20 protein-coding genes, 3 tRNA genes and 2 pseudogenes are annotated in these 21,564 nt (G+C 69.6%); 12 read left to right on the top strand and 13 right to left on the bottom strand.

The features are described 5' to 3' along the window. Positions 1–381: 381 nt before the first annotated feature. Positions 382–1,110, bottom strand: a complete 729-nt coding sequence (locus tag OG729_RS27035) for a hypothetical protein (RefSeq protein WP_360884308.1) — start codon at positions 1,108–1,110, stop codon at positions 382–384. Between the two features lie 81 nt (positions 1,111–1,191). Between OG729_RS27035 and OG729_RS27030 the strand changes: the two genes are divergently transcribed. Together OG729_RS27030 and OG729_RS27025 are read left to right on the top strand one after the other, a co-directional pair. Further along, positions 1,192–1,317: a hypothetical protein gene (locus OG729_RS27030; protein WP_360884305.1), complete on the top strand. Its 126-nt coding sequence runs from the start codon at positions 1,192–1,194 to the stop codon at positions 1,315–1,317. Between the two features lie 11 nt (positions 1,318–1,328). Further along, a pseudogene (locus tag OG729_RS27025) lies at positions 1,329–1,953 on the top strand (HAD-IC family P-type ATPase); the annotation flags it as partial. A 360-nt stretch (positions 1,954–2,313) separates the two neighbouring features. Here OG729_RS27025 and OG729_RS27020 read toward each other — a convergent pair. Together OG729_RS27020 and OG729_RS27015 are read right to left on the bottom strand one after the other, a co-directional pair. Beyond that, positions 2,314–2,457, bottom strand: a complete 144-nt coding sequence (locus tag OG729_RS27020; protein WP_405808401.1) for a hypothetical protein — start codon at positions 2,455–2,457, stop codon at positions 2,314–2,316. Between the two features lie 46 nt (positions 2,458–2,503). After that, entirely contained in the window at positions 2,504–2,860 is a 357-nt protein-coding gene (locus tag OG729_RS27015) for a PRC-barrel domain-containing protein (RefSeq protein WP_360879648.1), read from the bottom strand. A gap of 983 nt (positions 2,861–3,843) precedes the next feature. Between OG729_RS27015 and OG729_RS27010 the strand changes: the two genes are divergently transcribed. The 6 genes from OG729_RS27010 to OG729_RS26985 all read left to right on the top strand — a co-directional run bounded on the left by OG729_RS27010 (position 3,844) and on the right by OG729_RS26985 (position 6,242). Continuing rightward, the gene (locus tag OG729_RS27010) at positions 3,844–4,017 is read left to right on the top strand and encodes a hydrophobic protein (RefSeq protein ID WP_405808400.1); all 174 of its coding nucleotides are present in this window, start codon (positions 3,844–3,846) and stop codon (positions 4,015–4,017) included. 118 nt (positions 4,018–4,135) lie between these two features. Next, positions 4,136–4,309, top strand: a complete 174-nt coding sequence (locus OG729_RS27005) for a CsbD family protein (protein ID WP_175256302.1) — start codon at positions 4,136–4,138, stop codon at positions 4,307–4,309. A 130-nt stretch (positions 4,310–4,439) separates the two neighbouring features. Then, positions 4,440–5,060: a hypothetical protein gene (locus tag OG729_RS27000; protein ID WP_360879653.1), complete on the top strand. Its 621-nt coding sequence runs from the start codon at positions 4,440–4,442 to the stop codon at positions 5,058–5,060. After that, on the top strand, positions 5,057–5,482 hold the full coding sequence (locus OG729_RS26995; protein WP_405808399.1) for a hypothetical protein: 426 nt from the start codon (positions 5,057–5,059) through the stop codon (positions 5,480–5,482). The genes OG729_RS27000 and OG729_RS26995 overlap by 4 nt, the downstream gene beginning before the upstream one ends. Positions 5,483–5,660: 178 nt before the next feature. Then, positions 5,661–5,813, top strand: coding sequence for a hydrophobic protein (locus OG729_RS26990; protein ID WP_360879659.1), 153 nt, complete (start codon positions 5,661–5,663; stop codon positions 5,811–5,813). A gap of 246 nt (positions 5,814–6,059) precedes the next feature. Next, positions 6,060–6,242: a hypothetical protein gene (locus tag OG729_RS26985; RefSeq protein ID WP_360879662.1), complete on the top strand. Its 183-nt coding sequence runs from the start codon at positions 6,060–6,062 to the stop codon at positions 6,240–6,242. A gap of 516 nt (positions 6,243–6,758) precedes the next feature. Here OG729_RS26985 and cas5e read toward each other — a convergent pair. The 5 genes and pseudogenes from cas5e to OG729_RS26960 form a co-directional block, all read right to left on the bottom strand. Next, positions 6,759–7,161, bottom strand: a pseudogene (gene cas5e, locus OG729_RS26980) (type I-E CRISPR-associated protein Cas5/CasD); the annotation flags it as partial. Continuing rightward, on the bottom strand, positions 7,158–7,436 hold the full coding sequence (locus tag OG729_RS26975) for a hypothetical protein (RefSeq protein ID WP_405808398.1): 279 nt from the start codon (positions 7,434–7,436) through the stop codon (positions 7,158–7,160). The gene OG729_RS26975 and the pseudogene cas5e, both read right to left, overlap by 4 nt. A gap of 541 nt (positions 7,437–7,977) precedes the next feature. Next, positions 7,978–8,051, bottom strand: a tRNA-Ile gene (locus OG729_RS26970). A gap of 201 nt (positions 8,052–8,252) precedes the next feature. Continuing rightward, positions 8,253–8,325 (bottom strand) — tRNA-Asn (locus OG729_RS26965). 5 nt (positions 8,326–8,330) lie between these two features. Next, positions 8,331–8,403 (bottom strand) — tRNA-Asn (locus OG729_RS26960). Positions 8,404–8,576: 173 nt separating this feature from the next. Between OG729_RS26960 and OG729_RS26955 the strand changes: the two genes are divergently transcribed. From OG729_RS26955 to OG729_RS26940, 4 genes are all read left to right on the top strand, one after another. Then, positions 8,577–8,876, top strand: a complete 300-nt coding sequence (locus tag OG729_RS26955; protein ID WP_360879718.1) for a YtxH domain-containing protein — start codon at positions 8,577–8,579, stop codon at positions 8,874–8,876. Between the two features lie 35 nt (positions 8,877–8,911). Next, positions 8,912–10,357: an FGGY family carbohydrate kinase gene (locus OG729_RS26950; RefSeq protein WP_360879721.1), complete on the top strand. Its 1,446-nt coding sequence runs from the start codon at positions 8,912–8,914 to the stop codon at positions 10,355–10,357. A 103-nt stretch (positions 10,358–10,460) separates the two neighbouring features. Beyond that, entirely contained in the window at positions 10,461–12,194 is a 1,734-nt protein-coding gene (locus OG729_RS26945; RefSeq protein WP_405811301.1) for an ABC transporter ATP-binding protein, read from the top strand. Next, on the top strand, positions 12,191–14,113 hold the full coding sequence (locus OG729_RS26940) for an ABC transporter ATP-binding protein (RefSeq protein ID WP_405808397.1): 1,923 nt from the start codon (positions 12,191–12,193) through the stop codon (positions 14,111–14,113). Before OG729_RS26945 ends, OG729_RS26940 begins: the two co-directional genes overlap by 4 nt. Before the next feature lie 247 nt (positions 14,114–14,360). On the opposite strand, the gene OG729_RS26935 is transcribed toward OG729_RS26940, so the two are convergent. From OG729_RS26935 to OG729_RS26915, 5 genes are all read right to left on the bottom strand, one after another. Continuing rightward, complete coding sequence (locus OG729_RS26935; protein ID WP_405808396.1) at positions 14,361–15,614, bottom strand: sigma-70 family RNA polymerase sigma factor; 1,254 nt, start codon at positions 15,612–15,614, stop codon at positions 14,361–14,363. A 117-nt stretch (positions 15,615–15,731) separates the two neighbouring features. After that, positions 15,732–17,630, bottom strand: a complete 1,899-nt coding sequence (gene dnaG, locus OG729_RS26930; protein WP_405808395.1) for a DNA primase — start codon at positions 17,628–17,630, stop codon at positions 15,732–15,734. A gap of 34 nt (positions 17,631–17,664) precedes the next feature. After that, positions 17,665–18,927: an NAD(P)/FAD-dependent oxidoreductase gene (locus tag OG729_RS26925; RefSeq protein ID WP_405808394.1), complete on the bottom strand. Its 1,263-nt coding sequence runs from the start codon at positions 18,925–18,927 to the stop codon at positions 17,665–17,667. A 128-nt stretch (positions 18,928–19,055) separates the two neighbouring features. Next, the gene (locus OG729_RS26920; RefSeq protein ID WP_405808393.1) at positions 19,056–20,372 is read right to left on the bottom strand and encodes a deoxyguanosinetriphosphate triphosphohydrolase; all 1,317 of its coding nucleotides are present in this window, start codon (positions 20,370–20,372) and stop codon (positions 19,056–19,058) included. A gap of 46 nt (positions 20,373–20,418) precedes the next feature. Next, complete coding sequence (locus OG729_RS26915) at positions 20,419–21,417, bottom strand: sirohydrochlorin chelatase (RefSeq protein WP_405808392.1); 999 nt, start codon at positions 21,415–21,417, stop codon at positions 20,419–20,421. Between the last annotated feature and the right edge of the window lie 147 nt (positions 21,418–21,564).

Below are 21,564 nucleotides of genomic sequence, written 5' to 3'. Positions count from 1 at the left end.
AGCCTAACCGAACATGTTCGCAACGAACATGTTCGTAGGCGACGGCCAGTCTGCCAGGGGACACCAGCGCGAAGCCGAGGGCGTCCCGGTCCGGCTGACAGATCTCCAGCTCGTCGGGCGCCGGGTCGCCGGGATCCACCAGCCAGTCGATCCGGCGCTCCTGGCCCGGGATCGTTCCACTGCGTCGCGCGCGCCCGCCGCCAGCAGTGGTTGCCTCCCGCTCTGCGGCACGGACTGTCCGGGCTCGGCGAGCACCAGGTGGCATCTGGGCCGGGTAACCCGACCAGGCCTACCGCCGGGTCGGCGCGTAGTCCCCGACAGAAGGCATCGCTCCACCTGCACCGGGCCCGGGACCCGGCGGGCGGAGCAGCTTCGCCGGACCTAGCGGGCGAGCGACCCGTTCTGGGCGTCGGATGCGGTCTGCCACGCCCGCATGCCTGCTAGGGACGCCTCCTTGGCCTGCCGCCACTTCATGGCCGCCTGCTGGGCCGGGGGCACGTCCATGTCGCGAATCATGCGCCGACCTGCCGTGAACACGGCGAAGGCCGCCATGGCCATGCCGGCGCACGCCACCATGGCTCCGGCTGCGGTGAGCACGGCACCGGTCGTGACGAGCCGGGTGTCGATCTCGATCGTCCGCTGGGACTGGTGGTGGTGATGGTTCATGACTCCACCATCCAACGGGGGGAACCATCTCGCATCCCAGACCAACGGCTCAGGACGCCGTACCACCCAGGTGGCGGTACGTGTAGCCGTGGCGTCGGGCGAGGAGGCGATCGGGTCCGGCTTCATGATCGACACCGCGACGACAACCCTTCCGGTACGCCCGCACGGGGTCGGCGTCACAGGTGCCGGCTTCGGCGGCTGGTCCTCCATCGTTGCCCCCGCCGTGGACGACCGCGTCACCGCCGTCGTCCCGATGCGCCCGGCCGGGGGCGCCCGCAGCAGCGGTGTCGTCCCGTCCGGCAGCTGCTGGTCCTGGTCCGCGCCGCCCTCCACCAGCGCCTCGGCGACCGCTTCGTCGTACGCCGTCACGGCCGCGCACAGCACCGGGAGTCCGTCCTCACCGGCCGTGTCGGGATCCGCGCCCTCTTCCAGCAGCGCGCGCACCGCGTCGGCGTTCCGTGCCCGTACCGCCGATACGAGTCTGCTGTCCCGGCCTGCTCGCCGACCGCACCCGCCTGGTGGCTCATGTCGATGCTGTCCGCACGCACCTTCCGCGCCGCCGTCATCCCCGACCAAGCCGCGCTGGAGGCCCGGCTCACCGCCATGACACTCAACGCGCTGACCGCACGGGAGCGGTCCGCCGAACCGTAGGCCGCCGCGCGGCAGAACTGGCCCGGGCCCGCGACGCGGCCGAAGCCGAGGGCCGCACAGTGGTCTTCGTCGCCTGGGATGGACAGGTCCGCGGGCGCTGGTGGTCCGCGACACCGTCAAGGCGACCAGTGCCGAGGCGGTCGCCGACCTCAAGCGGCCCGGGCTCACCCCCTCCTGCTGACCGGCGACAACACGGCGCTGGCCCGGGCGGTCACTGCTCAGGTCGGTGTCGATCAGGTCATCGCCGAAGTCCACCCCGAGGACAAGTTCGCCGAAGTCCAGCCGTTGCAGCAGGCGGGCCGAGTGGTGGCGATGGTCGGTGACGGCGTCAACGACGCAGCCGCCCTCGCCCAGGCCGACCTCGGTCTGGCGATGGGCACCAGCGCGGCGATCGCCGCCTCCGAACTCACCCTGGTACGCGGCGACTTGAGAGCCGCGGCCGACGCGATCCAGCTGGCACGCCGCACCCTTCGTACGATCAAGGCCAATCTGTTCCGGGCGTTCGCTTACAAGATGCCGCTGGCCGTCCCCGGAATGCTCAACCCGATGATCGCCGGAGCCGCCATGGCTTCCTCGTCCATCTTCGTCGTCTCCAACAGCCTGCGGCTGCGCCGCTTCCAGCCCCTGCACCGCTGACAGGGGGCGGAGCTGCTGGTGCGGCCTGATGTCGGGAGCACCCTCCCCGGTTTTTGGGCCGTCCCGGCCCTCATCGACTCCACCCGGGCAGCTGGCATCTGGACGATCCGGTCCGGGATCTTCCCCGAGAACGCCGCCAGCATCGCGTGCACGAGCGTCGCCAGTTTGGTTACTCGGAAACGTCTCCGCAGGCCCCCGCGCATATCCGTTCCTGGCAGCACGACCCGGCATCCGGACCGGCCTTCGCCCTGCCGCACGTCGGCACGACCACCCTGCCGCCGCGCCGGCGCAGGAGCATGCGGCCACCCGGCGGCATCCGGCGAGGCCGGCGCTCGGCGGACAGCGTGGTGATCCTGCGCGTCAGCGGGCCGGGCGTTGGCGTGAGCGCAATGCCGAGCGAATAGCGAGGTACGCCATACCGGCCACGAGGAGCAGTACGCCGATGGAGAGCAGATAGAGCATGCCCTCGACGACCACGCCGATGATGCCCAGCACTACGGCCACGACGAGCACGACAAGGAACAGATGCCTCCTTCGTAGGAGCGGGCGCTCAGCGCCGGGCGAGTTGGCGCTCGCCGCCGGTGCCCGGCTGGTAGGTCAGGCCGTAGTGCTTGAAGATCGCTTCCTCCTCCTCGGCCGGCAGGATGTCGTCCGTGCCGATCGAGGGGCACTCCTTCACCAGCGCCTTGTCATGGGCGACCTTGACGTAGCCGGGTCCGACAGTCGCGCCCTCCAGCGGTACAAAGACCAGGCGGTGCCGGGTGGGCAGACCGGTCTGAACGGTCGCCATGGCCGGCTCGTCGGTGCTGGTGTTCACATAGATCGCTTCCAGCATGCCGATCTTGTGTCCGTCGCGGTCAATGACATCGTGGCTGCGCCACTCTCGGATATCGCCCACGTGGATCATCCTGGATCCCTCCCGGAGGCCCGACCGCTCGGGGCGTGCTCGCCGACCGTTGGTCGCGCATGACCCCGGGCCTGTGACCTCAGCACTTCTCAGTGTGCCCCCATCCGCTACCCGAAACCAGCGCGCACCCTGTGAGTGCCCCTGGGCGCCGCACCGGTCCAGCCGGTGCACCCGGCGCCGGGCAGACGGGGATGGGCTTCCCTGCGCTCCCGACCGTTGGATTGACCTCTGCGCAGCCTCCCCAGCCAAGTGGAGAGCCCAAGGGCGACGGGGAAGAAACCGACCCTCTTTGCACGAGCTCCTCGGAGCGGAACAGGTCATGGCATCCGGGGGCTGGGGACTCTCCGGCCAGACCAGTCCTGCGTGTACGCCGCAAGACAGCCCTGCCGGGCGTCAGATGGCCGCCTGACGCCTGTTCAGGGATCGCGTCGACAACTAGCTTGTGTGGTGCGGCCCGGGCCCCCGGCAGCGTCGATCAGTTACCGCGCTCCCTCGGGGGCGCACCTTGCGCATCGATGCCGGAACCTGCCTCGTCACGAGCGTGGTCGCCCCGCAGTCGCCGTCGCTACGCGATCCCGGCGCAGCCTCGATGCGCCCCAAGCGGGCACCGTTTCCGCTGCCCGCGGCGTCGCACGTATCCGACAACTGGCGGTACACATGTACGCGCTGATCGTTCCGGCTGCAGTCCCCTTCGTCCTGCTGGGCACGGTGATGGGCCTGTCCTGGTGGGAGGACCACGTCCTGCCACCGGCCAAGGAGCCGACGGAAGCCCCGAGGCGACCTTCACACCCGAGGCCCCAAACCCTACTTCGCAACTCCCCAGTAACACTGGCCCGTTGACAGGGGTCGCCGACCGGCGTTGACTGACACCGACGGCGTAGGGCTGTGGTGCTCCGGATTCCCCGGGCAAAGCCTTCACCTTCGCTTCGCCCAGCCCCCGCGGAACGCAGGACATGTCCCTGTGACCGCGTGGAGGCGCAGCCATGCTGCTCTGGATTCTTCTTCTGCTGATCCTGGCTCTGTTCGGGTTCGGCTTCACTATGCAGATCCTTTGGTACGTCGCGGGAGTACTGCTGGTCGTCTGGATCGCCGGGTTCGCCATGCGCGGCCGGGGCAGCAGTCGTGGCGGGCGTCGATACGGCCGAAGCCGCGGGTAATCCGTACCAGGCCGCCGCCCCACCCGCGGGAATGGCGAGTTGTACGTCAGTCACACGCGGGAGCCCCACCCAGACGGGTACGCGGAAGCCTCACCCCATAGACGAGTAGAGGACAGTCATGAGCTTCGAACAGAAGATCAGGAACAAGGCACAGGAACTCAAGGGCTGGATCACAGAAGGCATTGGCCGAGCCACCCGCAACACGCGGCTGAAGAGGCAAGGGAAGACCGACCGAGTCGTGGGCAACCTGAAGCAGTCCGGCGCCAAGGCCAAGGACGCCTTCAGGCGCTGACCACCACCGCCCGGGGAGTGGCCACGTCGCGTGGGCCTCATCCGGCAGGCACCGATACGGGGCACGAACGACAGGGGCTGATGGAAATGCAGCAGAGCGACCTTCGAGCCGAGAGCCAGAGAGGGCGGCCATGTTCACCGCCGTGATCATTACCGTGGCCGTCATTGTCGTGGCCGCCGCCCTCTTCGCCGGACTCGGCCGGGGCGGTGGCGGCCGCGAGTTGAAGCGACGATTCGGCTCCGAGTACGACCGTGCCGTCGCCCGCCACGACGGCGACACCAAGGCGGCAGAGCGGGAACTCGACGAGCGAGTGAAGCGGCACGGTTCCCTCAAGGAGCAGCCGCTGCCGCACGAGGCCCGCGAGCAGTACGTGGCCCAGTGGGCCGGAATCCAGGAGCAGTTCGTGGACGCGCCTCAGCAGGCGGTCACCGAGGCCGACGCAGTGTTGGCGCGGCTGGCAAAGGACCGGGGCTTCCCCGACGGCGAGCAGTTCGAGGAGCAGGCGGCCGCGATCTCGGTGCACCACGTCGACCATGTCGAGGGCTACCGCAGGGTGCACACGGCGGTGCGTGGCCAGGGCGGCACGGAAGAGATGCGGGAGGCCATGGTCGAGGCCCGAGGTCTCTTCGACGCACTGATCACAGAACAGCCGGCCGACTCGGACCGACGCCGTCAGAAGTCCCGTGACGACCGCGGCCACGCACCGTGGACGCCCGGCCGCCACCACACGAAGGGCAGTGGCACGCGATGACGTACAACGCGGAACACGCACAGCAGCCCCAGGCCAAGAACCCGGTTCCCGCTGCGCAGACCGCCCCGCCCATACCTCGCCCCGAACCGGCTCGGCAACCACGCGAGCCGGCCATCAGCACCGAAGGCCCCGCCCGCACCCCGGGCTCGGAGCAGCAGTTGCTCCCGCAGGGAGCACGGGACGAGGTGGCCATCCGCCTCCAGCAGGCCCTCAACAACTTCGTCGAGAGCCCACGCCAGGCGGTGGAGGACGCAGACAGCGCTTTCGACGAAGTCGCCACCCACCTCACCGAGGCACTCGCCGAACGGCGGCGCGTCCTGCGAGCGAGCTGGCAGGGCCAGGACACCAAAGCGGAGACAGAGGAACTGCGACTCGCACTACGGCAGTACCGGGAGATCACCGAGCGGCTGCTGCGCATGTGAGTGGTCGACGCGCAGAACTCCCCGGTCCTACTGGCCCGTTGATAGCAGACGTTGCCCAGCATTGACTGACGATGACGCAGGGCTACGACGCTTCGGACTCTCCGGGCGAAGTCCTCGTCGTCCCGTTCGCCGGGACCCCGCGGGACGCTGGAAATTTCCCGCACCTGGAGGCCCAGCCATGCTGTTGTGGATTCTTCTTCTCCTACTGATTCTGCTCGGGTTCGGCATCCCGATGCTGATCCTGTGGTACGCCGCGGTCCTGCTCCTGGCCATCTGGATCCTCAGCTTCGCCGTCGGCGGCGGTAGCCGATCCGCCCACGGCCACCAGTGAAAGCCGACGTCAGGAGGCTCGTCCGGGCCAGGTCAGCGGACCGGCAGCGCGAAGCGCAGGATGCGCCCGCAAATCAAGGAGGCACGGTCGTTCAGGCCTCCAGCGTTGCCGCGCCGGGCGCGGACTCGTCTGCACCACCGGTCCATGATTCGCACGAATGCTTGACCCTCAGCAGGGAAGACGACCGATAGCGGCGCAGCCACCGGGATCACGTGTGGTTCGCCGTCCATGGGCAGGAGAAGTCAGATGCTGGCATTCGCGGCCGCCGTGCTCTTCGTCATCGCCTTCGTCATTCACGTCACCGAGACGTCGACCGAGGTGATCTTCAGCCCGACGAGTCTGATGCTTGTCGGGCTTGCCCTCCTCGCTGTGCACTCGGGCGGCGTGGGGTCTGGATGGTCCCCCAGGGGCCGCGGACGCCGGCGCTGAGCGAGGTTACGACTTCAAGACTCGCTATCCGTTCCACCCCCGCGATCACCTTCCCGCGGACATCTGCGCGATGTCGGTGACGCTCCCGTCATGCGAAGCCACCTCCTCGGATGTTCCGCAGCCTGCCGTGCCCGGGCGGCCGTCGTCGGCCGCACTTCGTGCCGGGTGTCCAAGTACCGTGCAGTGCAACGGATATGCACGCCCCGCCCCTCGTCTTTGCACCGTCCAGGCTCTGAGAATGGGCGGCTTCAGGCCACCCTCTTGGACCGGCTGAGGACTATATCGGCTGCTCGACACAGGCAGCTGCGGGGGACGTACCAGCACACAGCGGAGAGCCTCACCGACGGGAGCGGCCCGCCCTCTTTGACCGGGGGTGTAGCCCCACGAATTTCCTCACGTTAGCTGCCTACCTCGAGGGTGGCGCAATGCGCCTCCACCGGGTTCGACACAGGGGCTGCACCACTACGCCTGCGCGCTGACCGGCTGACCGGCTGACCGGCAAGATCCACTGATCTCCACCAGGTCTCGAGGGCCGGCGACGGCGGCTACGAAGACGGCGTCCTGCAGGTAGTAGCGGGTAGTGATGTGGGTGTGCTTCGCGGGGGATGTGGGCTCTTGAATGCCCTTGGCGGAGAAGCCTCCTTGTGGCAATGGGCGGCCTCGGTAGTCGCTGACGGTGTGGTAGTCGCGCAGTAGCGTTCCGGGCTGGTCGACGCGTACTCCAAGGCGAAGCGGGACGAGGTTGTCGAGGGGCTCGCCACGTTCTCGTCCGGCTGCGGCAGCGAGGTACCGATGACGCCGGATTTGGTGGGCTCGGAACGGGTCTCGCGGAGGCGCTTCTGTCATGCCATGCCTACAGGGGTCCTGCGAGACGCAGCAGCAGAACGGTCTGCTCCTGCTGGGTAGCGGGGCCGGTCATCGGGCGTCCTGCTCGACGGCTTCGGTGAGTTGGACGCGCAGGGATGTGAGGAGTGCCGGCAAGGGCTGCGGCGTGTCGAACGCCGTCTGCAGGGCGGTTGCGATGATGGCCTGGTCCTCGAGGTCGAAGGTGTGACACAGGCCGGTGTCGAGGGGGTGCCTCCAGGCTCCGCGGGCGCGGGCGTAATCGCGAGCCAGGCTGCGTGCGGAGGCGGCGGCGATGCCGGGGGCGCACCGCCGCACTTCCTCGGAGCGAGCGAAGCCATCAGGGTGCATCAGGCGCTGAAGATCCCGGAGAGTGCGTTTAGGGACGGGCTGGCCATCGTGTACGCCCATGCGGCGAGCTACGGCGACCTCTGGGCGGTGGGCGCCCTGCTTCGGCACGACGGCGAAGTGCTGCGGGAGACCAGAGCCCCCGTGCGCTCTCCCGAGCAGGCTGCGGGGCCGCAGAGAAGTGGCTGCGCGAGCACTGCACCGAAGGCAGCTTGCAGCTGGTCCGAGTCGAGAATCTGCACGCGGCTGTACTTGCGGATCAGCGGCAGCACCTCACCTTGGTGCGCTTCGTGATCGGCCGCGTCACTGCATCCGATGTACCTGGCTGGCTGGAGCCAGCCCAGAAGGGCGACTGCGCGGACGAGCGACAGGGCCAGGAAGCCGCGTAGGAACACGCGGTTGAGGCGTGTCGTTGCCGCCTCTCTCCACACACTGTCCACACACTGGGTGGACAACGGCAGAAGCGGGTCGTCACGATCACCAACAAGATCCGTCCGACCAGCGAAGACGCTGGTCAGATCGTTTCTCCACGCGTAGCGCGCAGTGGGGCGGGTGGGACTCGAACCCACGGCCGACGGATTATGAGTCCGCTGCTCTAACCGGCTGAGCTACCGCCCCTAACGGCGCGTCGCGCACAAATGTGCGCGCCGTCTGCCGCAGCATAGCCGCTCATACGATCTCCTGCCTCGGATGGTCGGCAACGCACAACCATGAGGACTGCGCTGCCCCCTGCCCGGTTCCAGAAGTCGCGAAGAAGATCGTCGGAGCACGTCCAGGACACATGAAAAAGGACCCCGAGGGGCCCTCTTCCGATAGCTGCTCCCCCGGCTGGACTCGAACCAGCAACCCTCCGGTTAACAGCCGAATGCTCTGCCAATTGAGCTACAGGGGATCGCGCTCCCCCGACTGGACTCGAACCAGTAACCTGCCGGTTAACAGCCGGCTGCTCTGCCAATTGAGCTACAGGGGATTGCTGCGTGTGCACCGAACGTACCTACCCGGGGCGTCCCGGAGGGCGTGTGCTCGCTGCGACACATACATTAGCGCAAGCAGGGGGGTGCTCCGCCAATCGGTATGGGCCCGGGTGATCACGGGCCACGACGGGTAGGCGGCCTGCACCGACGCAAGGGAAGGGTGGCAGTCATGCGGTACAAGGTCACGTTCGTCCTTGGACTCGCCCTCGGCTACGTGCTCGGCACTCGGGCCGGGCGCGAGCGGTACGAACAGCTGAAGAAGTCCGTGCGCGAGTTCTCCCAGAATCCCGCTGTGCGCAATGCCGCCGAGGCCGCGGCCCAGAACGGCCGCCAGGCGGCGGGCAAGGCCTTCCACGCCGTGAGCGACAAGGTCGGGGACCGGGTGCCCGACTCCGTGGCCGAGCGGGTGCGCTCCTTGCGGGAGCGGACCGCGAGCGGTGAGGACGACTGGGGAACCACCAACACGTGACGTGATACCCCCGCCGGTGCGGCAGAATCTTTGACATGGGGATAGTCGCCGGCTTGGACAGTTCGTCTGGATTCACGCGCATCGTGGTCTGTGACGCGGACACGGGTGCCGTGCTGCGCCAGGGATACGCGCCGCACCCCGTCGAGGCCAAGGCCACCGAGATCGATCCGCAGGCGTGGCTGCTCTCGCTCGGTGACGCGGCGGCCGGCGGGCTCCTCGAAGGCGTGCAGGCCATCGGCGTCTCCGCACAGCAGCACGGCCTGGTCACGCTGGACGCGCAGGGCAATCTCGTACGGCCCGCGCTGCTCGGCAACGACAAGCGGGCGCAGGTCGCCGCCGCCGATCTGATCGATGCGCTGGGCGGGCGGCAGGCCTGGGCCGAGGCCGTCGGCTCGGTGCCGCAGGCCGCGCAGCCGGTCGCCAAGCTGCGCTGGATGGCGCGCTCCGAACCCGATGCGGCGCAGCGCGTCGCGGGAGTCATGCAGCCGCACGACTGGCTGGTGTGGCAGCTGCTCGGCCGGCCGGCCCGCAGGACCACCGACCGCGGCGGCGCTTCGTGCACCGGCTTCTGGTCGGCGGGTACCGGCTCGTACCGCACCGATCTGGTGGAGCTCGCGCTCGGGCACCAGTGCGCGCTGCCCGAGGTGCTCGGACCTGCCCAAGCGGCGGGGACGACGCCCGAGGGACTGCTGATCTCCGCCGGGACCGGCGAGACGATGGCGGCGGCGTTCGGGCTGGGCGTCGCGGTCGGCGACGCGGTGGTGTCGCTGGGCGCATCGGGCTCCGTGATGGCCGTGCACCATGAGGCGCTGGCCGACCCGAGCGGGCTGATTACGTCGTTCGCCGATGCGACCGGGATGCACCTGCCGGTGGTGCACACGCTCAATGCCGTACGGGCGCTGCGCGGCGCGGCCGAGCTGCTGGGGGCCGAGGGACTCGACGAGCTCTCCGCGCTGGCGATGAAGTCGACGCCCGGTGCGTCGGGGCTTGTGCTGCTGCCGTATCTGGAGGGCGAGCGTACCCCTCAACTGCCGCACACCGCAGGGACGCTGAGCGGTCTGCGCCGTGAGTCGATGAAGCCCGAGCATCTGGCGCGGGCCGCCTTCGAGGGCATGCTCTGCTCGCTCGCGGACGCCATGGACGTGCTGCGCGGGCGCGGGGTCGAGGTACGCAGGGTCTTTCTGCTGGGTGCGGCCGCCGAACTGCCCGCCGTGCAGGCCGCGGCGCCCGCGATCTTCGGGGCGCAGGTCGTGGTTCCGCAGCCCGCCGACTATGCGGCGCTGGGCGCGGCCCGGCAGGCCGCATGGGCGCTCGGCGTCTCGCAGGGGACGCTGTCGCCGGCCGCTCCGCCGGCCTGGCAGGGCGCGGCCGCGCAGATTTTCGAGCCGGGTGACGAGCTGGCGGTGGGTCAGGCGGTGCGCCAGCAGTACGGAGCGACGCGGGACCAGATCCACCCCGGGGCGTTCAACCCGCCATCCTGACCCATGACATCTTGACCCTGCCTTGAATTAATGGCTTGAGGTTCCAGGGGTGGAGTGTCGGAAGATTGGGGTGACCCCAGATCTTGCCGACGAGAGACAGCGTGTGCTGATACGACTACTACGGACTCACCTGAGTCCGTACAGACAACCCATCGCCCTGCTGGTGGTGCTCCAGCTCCTGCAGACCAGCGCCACCCTCTATCTGCCCACCCTCAACGCGAACATCATTGACAACGGTGTTGTCGAGGGGGACACCGGCTACATCCTCCGGGTCGGCGCTCTCATGATCGCCGTCAGCATCGTCCAGGTGCTCTGCAACATGGGAGCGGTCTTCTACGGAGCGCGGACGGCCGCCGCGCTCGGCCGCGATGTCCGGGCCGCCGTCTTCGACCGGGTGCAGAGCTTCTCCGCCCGGGAGGTCGGCCACTTCGGGGCGCCGTCGCTGATCACCCGTACGACCAATGACGTCCAGCAGGTGCAGATGCTGGCCCTGATGGCGTTCACGCTGATGGTGTCGGCGCCGATCATGTGCGTCGGCGGCATCATCATGGCGCTCGGCCAGGATGTGCCGCTGTCGGCGGTGCTGCTCGCGGTGGTGCCGGTGCTGGGCATCGCGGTGTCGCTGATCGTCAAGAAGATGCGGCCCCTGTTCCGCACCATGCAGGTACGTCTGGACACGGTGAACCGGGTGCTGCGGGAGCAGATCACCGGCAACCGCGTCATCCGTGCCTTCGTCCGTGACGAGTACGAGAAGGAGCGCTTCCGCGGGTCCAACACCGAGCTGACCGATGTGTCCCTGTCCACCGGGCGGCTGATGGCGCTGATGTTCCCGACCGTGATGACGGTCGTGAACGTGTCGTCCATCGCGGTCATCTGGTTCGGTGCCATGCGGGTCGACAGCGGCGCGATCCAGATCGGCGCGCTGACCGCGTTCCTCGCGTATCTGATGCAGATCGTGATGGCCGTGATGATGGCCACCTTCATGTTCATGATGGTGCCGCGCGCCGAGGTCTGCGCCGAGCGGATCGAGGAGGTGCTGGGCACGGATTCGAGCGTGGTGACGCCGGCCGAGCCGGTGCGGCAGCTGCGCCGTCGCGGGCATCTGGAGGTGCGGGACGTGGAGTTCCGCTATCCGGGTGCGGAGGAGTCGGTGCTGCGCAGCGTCGGCCTGGTGGCCAGGCCCGGCGAGACGACCGCGATCATCGGGTCCACGGGCAGCGGAAAGTCGACGCTGCTCGGGCTCGTACCGCGGCTGTTCGACGTGACCGGCGGCGAGGTGCTCGTCGACGGCGTCGATGTGCGCGAGCTCGATCCCGTCCTGATGGCGAAGACGGTGGGGCTCGTTCCGCAGAAGCCGTATCTCTTCTCCGGGACGGTGGCCACGAATCTGCGGTACGGCAAGCCCGGCGCGAGCGACGAGGAACTGTGGGAGGCGCTGGAAGTGGCGCAGGCCGCCGACTTCGTACGGGAGCTGGAAGGCGGGCTGAACGCGCCGATCGCGCAGGGCGGCACCAATGTCTCCGGCGGCCAGCGGCAGCGGCTCGCGATCGCCAGGACGCTGGTGCAACGCCCGGAGATCTATCTCTTCGACGACTCCTTCTCCGCGCTGGACTATGCGACGGACGCGGCGCTGCGCGGGGCGCTGGCCCGGGAGATCACCGAGTCCACGGTGGTGATCGTCGCCCAGCGGGTGTCCACCATCCGTGACGCGGACCGCATCGTGGTCCTGGACGAGGGGCAGGTCGTGGGAAGCGGACGCCATCACGAGCTGATGGAGAGCAATGAGACCTACCGAGAGATCGTGCTCTCGCAGCTGACGGAGGCTGAGGCCGCATGAGCGGGCCGGGCGGACGGATGATGATGGGCCCCGTCGAGCGGTCCATGGACTTCAAGGGCTCGGGCAAGCGGCTGCTGCGGCAGCTCGCTCCCGAGCGTATGACGCTGTGGGTGATGCTCGCGGCGGGTGTGCTGAGCGTCGCGTTCGCGGTGGTCGGGCCCAAGATTCTGGGGCAGGCGACCGACCTGGTCTTCGCCGGGGTCGTCGGCCGGGAGATGCCGGCCGGGACCAGCAAGGAACAGGCGATCGCCGGCCTGCGGGACAAGGACCAGGGCGGGCTGGCCGACATGCTGTCCGGCGTGGGCTTCACGCCCGGCGACGGCATCGACTTCACCGCCGTGGGCCATGTGCTGCTGGTGGCGCTGGTGGTGTATCTGGCCGCGGGTCTGCTGATGCTGGTGGCGACGCGGCTGTCGATCCGGGTGATCAACAGGACCGTCTACCGGATGCGCGAGGACGTACAGGCGAAGCTGTCGCGGCTGCCGCTGTCGTACTTCGACCGGGCCAAGCGGGGCGAGGTGCTCAGCCGGGCGACCAACGACATCGACAACATCTCGCAGACGCTCCAGCAGACGATGGGCCAGCTGATCAACTCGCTGCTGACCATCGTGGGCGTGCTGGCGATGATGTTCTGGATCTCGCCGCTGCTCGCGCTGGTCGCGCTGGTGACGGTGCCGGTGTCGGTGTTCGTGGCGACGAAGATCGGCAAGCGCTCGCAGCCGCACTTCGTGCAGCAGTGGAAGTCCACGGGCAAGCTCAACGCCCATATCGAGGAGATGTACACCGGCCATGCGCTGGTGAAGGTCTTCGGGCGGCAGGACGAGTCGGCCAAGGACTTCGCCGAGCAGAACGAGGCGCTGTACGAGGCGGGGTTCAAGGCCCAGTTCAACAGCGGGGTCATGCAGCCGCTGATGTTCTTCGTGTCGAACCTCAACTATGTGCTGGTTGCGGTCGTCGGCGGGCTGCGGGTCGCGTCCGGCGCGCTGTCGATCGGCGATGTGCAGGCGTTCATCCAGTACTCCCGGCAGTTCTCGATGCCGCTCACCCAGGTCGCTTCGATGGCGAACCTGGTGCAGTCGGGTGTCGCCTCGGCCGAGCGGGTCTTCGAGCTGCTGGACGCCGAGGAGCAGGAGGCCGACGAGCCGACGGGCGAGCGGTCCCGGCGTCCGCTCGGACAGGTCGCGCTCGAGAAGGTCGCCTTCCGCTACGACCCGGACAAGCCGCTCATCGAGGATCTCTCGCTGAGCGTGGAGCCGGGCCACACGGTCGCGATCGTCGGTCCGACCGGCGCGGGCAAGACGACCCTGGTGAATCTGCTGATGCGGTTCTACGAGGTCACGGGCGGCCGGATCAGCCTGGACGGCGTGGACATCGCGAAGATGTCCCGGGAAGAACTGCGGTCCGGGATAGGGATGGTCCTCCAGGACACCTGGCTGTTCGGCGGCACCATCGCGGACAACATCGCGTACGGCGCCTCCCGCGAGGTGACCCGGGCGGAGATCGAGGAAGCGGCGCGAGCAGCGCACGCCGACCGTTTCATCCGTACGCTGCCCGACGGCTACGACACGGTGATCGACGACGAGGGCTCGGGCGTGAGCGCGGGCGAGAAGCAGCTGATCACCATCGCGCGGGCGTTCCTGTCCGACCCGGTGATCCTGGTGCTCGACGAGGCCACCAGCTCGGTTGACACCCGTACCGAGGTGCTCATCCAGAAGGCGATGGCGCGGCTCGCCCACGGCCGTACGAGCTTTGTCATCGCGCACCGGCTCTCCACGATCCGGGACGCGGACGTGATCCTGGTGATGGAGAACGGCGCGATCGTGGAACAGGGCACGCATGACGAGCTGTTGGCCGCGGAGGGGGCGTATGCGCGGCTGTACGCGGCGCAGTTCGCGCAGGCGGTGGTGGAGGTGGAGTAGGCCGGGGGCGGTGCGCGTGCGGCGGGCCCACGCGGCGGAGCCGCAAAATCGGGCACAGCCCCGCCCCGCCCCCACCCAGGGCTTCGCCTGGGCGGAGGCGCCCCCGGCGCAGCCAGGGGGAGTACCCCCATCCCGAACAGGGGCGAGCCCCAGACCCCGTACGCCCTTCGGGCGTTGTCCTCAATGGCCGGACAGGCTTGATTTCCGCCGGCGATTGAGGCGTGGGGTCCGGGGGCGGAGCCCCGTGTCAGTCCAGGTAGCCCCGCAGCTGGTCCGCGAACGCGTGGTCGCGCAGCTTGTTGAGGGTTTTCGACTCGATCTGGCGGATGCGCTCGCGCGTCACCCCGAAGATCCGGCCTATCTCTTCGAGCGTGCGCGGCCTGCCGTCCATCAGCCCGTAGCGCAGCTGCACCACCTTGCGCTCGCGCTCGCCGAGGGTGGAGAGCACCGCCTCCAGGTGCTCACGCAGCAGCAGGAAGGCAGCCGACTCGACGGGGGACGCGGCATCGCCGTCCTCGATGAGGTCGCCGAGGGCCACATCGTCCTCCTCCCCCACCGGCGCATGCAGCGAGACCGGCTCCTGGGCGAGCCGCAGCACCTCGCTGACCCGCTCGGGCGCCAGGTCCAGCTGGACCGCTACCTCTTCGGGGGTGGGTTCGTATCCGCGCTCCTGGAGCATCCGGCGCTGGACCCGTACGACCCGGTTGATCAGCTCGACGACATGGACCGGGACCCGGATGGTGCGTGCCTGGTCCGCGAGCGCCCGGGACATGGCCTGGCGGATCCACCAGGTGGCGTACGTGGAGAACTTGTAGCCGCGGGCGTAGTCGAACTTCTCAACTGCCCTGATCAGGCCCAGGTTTCCCTCCTGGACGAGGTCGAGCATGGTCAGTCCGCGGCCGACGTAACGCTTGGCCACGGAGACGACGAGCCGGAGGTTGGCCTCGATCAGCCGGCGCTTGGCCATCCGGCCCATGACCACCAACCTGTCGAGGTCGACGGCGAGTTGGGAGTCGTCGATGTCGGGGGTGTGGCCAAGCCGCTCCTCGGCGAACAGACCGGCTTCGACCCGGCGCGCCAGCTCCACCTCCTCGACGGCCGTGAGCAGCGGAATCCTGCCGATCTCCCGCAGATACTGGCGGAACAGGTCGGAGGAGGGGCCGCTGTCGACTCGGCTGCCGGCCCGCGGGTCCGGAGGCTCGGGCACTTCCACCGGATCCTCGACAACGGTCTCCGGGACGGCTTCGGGCACGGTCTCCGGGTGAAGTACGGCCCGGCTCTGCGCGGGGACCTGCGCGGAGACGGCCGCGACAGTATCGGTCTCGGTCAGGGTCTGGGTCTGCACGGGGGCGACCTCCAGGGTGATCGCTGCCGGTTCGGGGGCGTGCGGCAGCGGGACGGGGGCGGCCGGGCCGCTTTCCGTCCCGTACACGATGAGCGGATCCGCGGGGGTGAGAGGCCCACGGTGGGTGGACCGGCCGCGCTCCGGGGACTCAGGCACCGCACCCCAGTGTGGGGTACGACACACAGCGTTCACGAGGGGCGTGCGGCGACTTTTTGAGTCCAGTGCGTGACCGGGCGGTTACCGAAGCAGGATCTGCGGTCGACCGGACAGGGCCTAAAGGGCGTCCGCGCCCTGGTTGCGCAGCGACTGGGCGTACTGCTGGAGGACCCACAGCTCGCTCTGTACGGCCGTGTGGTGCTCGGGGTCGGCGTGCTGGCCGAGGCGGGCGAGATTGCCCTGGACCTCGCGGATGCGCCGGTCGACGGCGCGCAGGCGGACCTGGACGAGCTGGACTCCGGCGTAGCTCTCGTCGACGGTCCTCGCGTGGACGGCTTCCACGGCGAGCTCGGTGACCAGAGCGCGCACCGTGTCGTTCGCGGCGGCGTCTCGGACCCGGGCGAGGTACTCCAGGGAGTCCTGGGTGCCTTGTTCGGCGCCGCCTGCCTCGGCGATGGTCTGGCGGACCGCGGCGTACGGCGGGGCGGTGAACTCGTCGACGCCGTACGCATCGAAGGCCGGGGAGACCAGCTCCGGGTGCTGGAGAGCCAGCTTCAGCAGCTCGCGTTCGGTGCGGTGGGCGGGGCTGCGGAGGTTGAGGGCGGGACCGGACGGCACGGCCGGGGCCTGGACCTGCTGCGGTGCGGCGTTGCGGGAGGGAGCCGGACCGCGGCCGCCGCGGTCACGGGCCCAACGCGCGAGCTGTGCAACGCGCTTGACGACGAACTGCGTGTCGAGGATGCCGAGGATGCCGGCGAGCTGCACCGCCGACTCGTGCTGGATGGCGATGTTCTTGATGCCCGCGACGATCGGCGCGGCCTCGTCCAGCGCGGCGGCCCGGCCCGCGGGAGTCTCCAGATTGTGGCGCTGCACGCTGTGGCGGATCGCGAACTCGAAGAGCGGGGTGCGCGTTTCGACCAGTTTCTGCACCGCGTCGTCGCCCTCCGCGAGGCGCAGCTCGCAGGGGTCCATGCCGCCCGGGGTGATCGCGATCGATGTCTCGGCGGCGAACTTCTGGTCGTCCTCGAAGGCGCGCAGCGCCGCCTTCTGGCCGGCCGCGTCGCCGTCGAAGGTGAAGATCACCTCTGCGGTGGCATTGTCCATCAGCAGCCGGCGCAGGATCTTGATGTGGTCGCCGCCGAAGGCCGTGCCGCAGGTGGCGATGGCGGTGGTGACCCCGGCCAGATGGCAGGCCATCACGTCCGTGTAGCCCTCGACGACCACGGCCCTGCTGGTCCTGGCGATCTCCTTCTTCGCGAGATCGATGCCGTAGAGCATCTGGGACTTCTTGTAGATGCCCGTCTCAGGGGTGTTGAGGTACTTCGGCCCGTTGTCGCTCTCGTACAGCTTGCGCGCTCCGAAGCCGACGACGTCGCCCGAGATGTCGCGGATCGGCCACATCAAACGGCCGCGGAACCGGTCGATGGGCCCGCGGCGGCCGTCCTGGGAGAGGCCGGAGAGGATCAGCTCCTTGTCGCTGAAGCCCTTGCCGCGCAGAAAGCGGGTGAGGTGGTCCCAGCCCTGCGGGCTGTAACCGACGCTGAAGTGCTGGGCCGCGGCCTGGTCGAAGCCGCGCTCGGCGAGGAACTTGCGGCCCGTCTCGGCCTCGGCGCCGTTCTCCAGCTGCTCGATGTAGAACTGCGCGGCGATCTTGTGCGCCTCCACCAGGCGGATGCGCTCGCCCCGCTGGTGGCTGGGGTTGTACCCGCCCTCCTCGTAGCGCAGGGTGATGCCTGCCGTCGCGGCAAGGCGCTCGACCGTCTCGGAGAAGGAGAGATGGTCGATCTTCATCACGAAGGCGATGGTGTCGCCGCCCTCCTGGCAGCCGAAGCAGTGGAAGAGACCCTTGCTCGGGCTGACCTGGAAGGAGGGGGACTTCTCGTCGTGGAAGGGGCAGAGCCCCTTGAGGTTGCCGCCGCCGGCGTTGCGCAGCTGGAGGTACTCGGAAACGACGGCGTCGATCGGGACCGCGTCCCGTACCGCCTTCACGTCGTCATCGTTGATCCTGCCTGCCACGCGTGAAGTCTACGGTGGCGCGGTGACACTCCCGTCAGCCGTTGAGGGAAGTGAGCGCCACGGACGGGTCGGAGAGCGCCTCCGGGTCCACCGGGTTGCCCGAGCGGATCAGCTGCTGGATCGGGTCGGTGACGTCCCACACATTGACGTTCATCCCGGCGAGCACCCGGCGGTCCTTCAGCCAGAACGCGATGAACTGCCGCTTTCCTACGTCTCCGCGCAGCACCACCTGGTCGTACGAACCGGGCGGCGCCCAGCCCGAGTACTCCAGGCCAAGGTCGTACTGGTCGGAGAAGAAGTACGGAATGCGGTCGTAGGAGACCTCCTGGCCGAGCATGGCGCGCGCGGCGGCGGGGCCGCCGTTGAGGGCGTTCGCCCAGTGTTCGACGCGCAGCCGGGACTCGAGGACCGGATGGTCGGCGGCCGCCACGTCGCCCGCGGCATGGATGTCGGGGTCGGAGGTGCGCAGGCTCGCGTCGACGGCGATGCCGCCGCCGCGCGCCCGGTCGGCCATGTCGAGACCGGCGGCTTCGGCGAGCGCCGTGCGCGGGGCGGCGCCGATCGCGGCGAGGACGGCGTGGGCGGGGTGCTCGTCGCCGTCGTCGGTACGGGCCGCGAGCACCATGCCGTCCTGACCCGTGATCTCGGTGAGACGGGCGCCGAAGTGGAAGCGGACGCCGTGCTCGCGGTGGAGTTCGGTGAACATCTGCCCCAGCTCGGGGCCGAGGACATGGTGCAGGGGGGTGGCTGCCGGTTCGACGACGGTGACCTCGGCGCCGTAGCCGCGGGCGGCCGAGGCGACCTCCAGGCCGATCCAGCCGCCGCCCGCGATGACCAGCTGGCCGTTGTCGCGGCCGAGCGCGGCGAGTACGTTCCGCAGCCGGTCGGCGTGCGCGAGGCGGCGCAGATGGTGGACGCCGGCCAGCTCGGTACCGGGGATCTCCAGACGGCGCGGCTCGGCGCCGGTGGCCAGCAGCAGTTTGTCGTAGTGCAGAACCGTGCCGTCGCCGAGCCGGACGGACTTGGCCGCAGGGTCGACCGCGACAACGGTCTGGCCGAGGTGCAGTTCGACATCGGCCTGGGCGTACCAGCCGGGTTCGTGCACGAAGACGCTGTCGCGCTCCTCCTTGCCCGACAGATAGCCCTTGGAAAGCGGCGGGCGTTCATAGGGGTGGTCGCGTTCGTCACCGATGAGGATCACTCGTCCGGTGAACCCCTCGGCGCGGAGGGTCTCGGCCGCCTTGGCTCCGGCAAGCCCACCGCCGACGATGACGAATGTCCGATGTGCGTCGACCACTTGATGCCTCCTCTTTGCTTCTACGCTGCGCAGCCTTCAGCGAGCGTCCCGCACGGAGCGTGATGGCGGAAGAGGGAGTGGCCCTGGGCGTGTCATCCCGGACGCGCCTCGGCGGCCCTCCCGGCTGCTCATTGGCGGGCTGTGAGGTCGGTGTGCAGGGTGCGCGCCGAGGCGTCCGTGAGGGAGGCCAGCTGGTCGACGATCACCCGCTTGCGCGCCCGGTCGTCGGGTGCGGCGTCGAACAGGGCGCGGAACTGTGGGTCGAGGGTCTCGGGCGCGCGGGCCGTCATCGCCTCGGCCAGCTCGGCGAGCACAATGCGCTGGTCGGCGCGGAGCGCCTCCTGCTCGGCGCGCTGCATCACATAACGATCGGCGACGGCCTTGAGCACGGCGCATTCGTTGCGGGTCTCGCGCGGCACTACCAGTTCGGCCGCGTACCGGGTCAACCGCCCCGATCCGTATGCCTGGCGGGTCGCGCCCTCGGCGGCGAGGCAGAACCGGCCGATGAGCTGGCTGGTGGCGTCCTTCAGCCGGGCCTGCGCGACGGCCGATCCGTCGTAGTGGTGCGGCCACCACTCCTGGTCGACGAGCCGGTCCAGTGCCTCGGCCAGCTCCTGCGGATCGGTGTCCTCCGGTACGTAGCGGCCGATCGCCACCCGCCAGATGTCGCTGCGCTCAGGCTCGGCGAGGAGGAGGTCGGGGTCGAAGTGGCCGGCGTGCAGACCGTCCTCGAAGTCGTGCACCGAGTACGCCACGTCGTCGGACCAGTCCATGACCTGGGCCTCGAAGCACTTGCGGTACGGCGGGGCTCCCTGGCGGGCCCATTCGAAGACCGGCAGGTCGTCCTCGTAGACGCCGAATTTCACCGAGTCGGGGTCGGTGGGGTGCCCGCCGCGCGGCCACGGGTATTTGGTGGCGGCGTCCAGGACGGCCCGGGTGAGATTGAGGCCGACGCTGACCAGCTCGCCGGTCCCGTCGTGGACGAAGCGCTTGGGCTCGATACGGGTCAGCAGGCGCAGTGACTGGGCGTTGCCCTCGAAGCCGCCGCAGTCCTTGGCGAAGTCGTTGAGCGCCTGCTCGCCGTTGTGCCCGAAGGGCGGGTGGCCCATGTCATGGGCGAGGCAGGAGGCCTCGACGAGATCGGGGTCGCAGCCGAGGGCCGCGCCGAGCTCGCGTCCGACCTGGGCGCACTCCAGGGAGTGGGTGAGCCGGGTGCGGGGGCTCGCGTCCCAGGCCAGGTTGCGCGTGCCGGGGGTGACCACCTGCGTCTTGCCGGCGAGCCGGCGCAGCGCGGCGGAGTGCAGCACGCGGGCGCGGTCACGCTGGAAGGCGGTGCGGCCGGGGCGCTTGTCCGGCTCGGGAGCCCAGCGCGCGGTGGCCGCATCGTCGTACGCGCCGTCGAAGGAGCCGGTGCCGGATGAGGTGGTGCTGGTGGTGCCTGCCATGCACCGAAGGTAACCGGAGCCGGTGGCAGGCGGGCGATGAGGTGGCTCACGCGGTGGCGAGTTCGCGCCGCTGACCGGCGTACGACGCCGAGGCCGGGGCCGGGGTCGACGCCGAGGCCGGGGCCGTCGTGGTCAGGGCGTCGTCGTAACGCTGGAGCACCAGCCGGGCGAGGGCCGCGTGGGCGCCCAGCGGTGCGGCGGCGATCCAGGGCGCGGCGGCGGCACTGGCGGCGGCGAACTGGCCCGGGAAGGCGAAGTAGGAAGCGACGGCGATGCGATGGCGGCCGCGGGCGGTGAGCGCGCGTACGGCCGCGGGCACGGTGGGCGAGACGGCGGAGGCGTAGGCGGGTACGACGGGCACGCCCCCCAGGCGCTCGCTGAGCAGGTCCGCCATCCGGCGGGCGTCGGTCGCCGAGTCGGGGTCGCGGGATCCGGCGGCGGCCAGCACGACTCCGGCGCTGCGGCTTGCGCCGTCCTCGGGTCGCCAGCCGGCCTCGGCCAGTCGGGAGGAGAGGGCCTCGACGAGGAGGGGGTGCGGGCCGAGCGGGGCGGCGATGCGGATGTCCGCGCCGACCACGGCCGCGGCGGACTGTGGGAGATCGTGCTTGACGTGGTGGCCGCGGCCGAGCAGCAGGGGCACCAGGACCGCCCGGACGCCCTCGGCACGCTGCTCGGCCTCGACGGCGGCGAGGGTGTCGGGCAGCAGCGGCTCGTTCAGTTCGATGTGGCCGAGGCGGACGTCGAGTCCGGGACGCAGTTCGCGGACCCGGTCCAGCAGCCGGGTGACCGTGTGCAGGGCGCCTGCGTCGCGGCTGCCGTGGGCGACGGCGACGAGGGTGGGCCTTGATATCTGGGGCATGCGCCTGCGGGTTCCGTTCAGTGTGACGTGGCTGAGTTGAGTGCCCAGCTGGTCGGTGATGCGCGAGAGCAGCTGCGCGGTGCTGTCGAGAGGGCTGGCGTCGAGAGTGGTGGCGTCGAGGGGGGCTCTCTCGAGCAGGGGCGGGTCGAGGGGCAGGGACTCACGAAGGTGTGCCGACTCCGTCATGCACCGATCCTGACGGGCGCAGGTTGCGAGGTCGTTGCGTGAGGGTGACGGGTGTTTTCCACGGGCTCACCGGCTGCCCGGCAGCGTTGTCAGACCCGTCACCTACTGTGATCGACATCGGAACCGGAACGTCGGGGAGGCGGTCTT

The organism is Streptomyces sp. NBC_00210, from assembly GCF_045160975.1.
Taxonomy (GTDB): Bacteria; Actinomycetota; Actinomycetes; order Streptomycetales; family Streptomycetaceae; genus Streptomyces.
This window is presented reverse-complemented; position numbering and strand designations above follow the sequence as displayed.

Excerpts from the sequence above, each read along its gene's own strand:
- OG729_RS26920 (WP_405808393.1), bottom strand. The coding sequence starts at position 20,372 with ATGGCAGGCACCACCAGCACCACCTCATCCGGCACCGGCTCCTTCGAC.
- OG729_RS26955 (WP_360879718.1), top strand. The coding sequence starts at position 8,577 with ATGCGGTACAAGGTCACGTTCGTCCTTGGACTCGCCCTCGGCTACGTG.
- OG729_RS26915 (WP_405808392.1), bottom strand. The coding sequence starts at position 21,417 with ATGACGGAGTCGGCACACCTTCGTGAGTCCCTGCCCCTCGACCCGCCC.
- OG729_RS27015 (WP_360879648.1), bottom strand. The coding sequence starts at position 2,860 with ATGATCCACGTGGGCGATATCCGAGAGTGGCGCAGCCACGATGTCATT.
- OG729_RS27030 (WP_360884305.1), top strand. The coding sequence starts at position 1,192 with ATGTCGATGCTGTCCGCACGCACCTTCCGCGCCGCCGTCATCCCCGAC.
- OG729_RS26950 (WP_360879721.1), top strand. The coding sequence starts at position 8,912 with ATGGGGATAGTCGCCGGCTTGGACAGTTCGTCTGGATTCACGCGCATC.
- OG729_RS27000 (WP_360879653.1), top strand. The coding sequence starts at position 4,440 with ATGTTCACCGCCGTGATCATTACCGTGGCCGTCATTGTCGTGGCCGCC.
- OG729_RS27010 (WP_405808400.1), top strand. The coding sequence starts at position 3,844 with ATGCTGCTCTGGATTCTTCTTCTGCTGATCCTGGCTCTGTTCGGGTTC.
- OG729_RS27005 (WP_175256302.1), top strand. The coding sequence starts at position 4,136 with ATGAGCTTCGAACAGAAGATCAGGAACAAGGCACAGGAACTCAAGGGC.
- OG729_RS26995 (WP_405808399.1), top strand. The coding sequence starts at position 5,057 with ATGACGTACAACGCGGAACACGCACAGCAGCCCCAGGCCAAGAACCCG.
- OG729_RS26990 (WP_360879659.1), top strand. The coding sequence starts at position 5,661 with ATGCTGTTGTGGATTCTTCTTCTCCTACTGATTCTGCTCGGGTTCGGC.
- OG729_RS26975 (WP_405808398.1), bottom strand. The coding sequence starts at position 7,436 with ATGCACCCTGATGGCTTCGCTCGCTCCGAGGAAGTGCGGCGGTGCGCC.
- OG729_RS26940 (WP_405808397.1), top strand. The coding sequence starts at position 12,191 with ATGAGCGGGCCGGGCGGACGGATGATGATGGGCCCCGTCGAGCGGTCC.
- OG729_RS26985 (WP_360879662.1), top strand. The coding sequence starts at position 6,060 with ATGCTGGCATTCGCGGCCGCCGTGCTCTTCGTCATCGCCTTCGTCATT.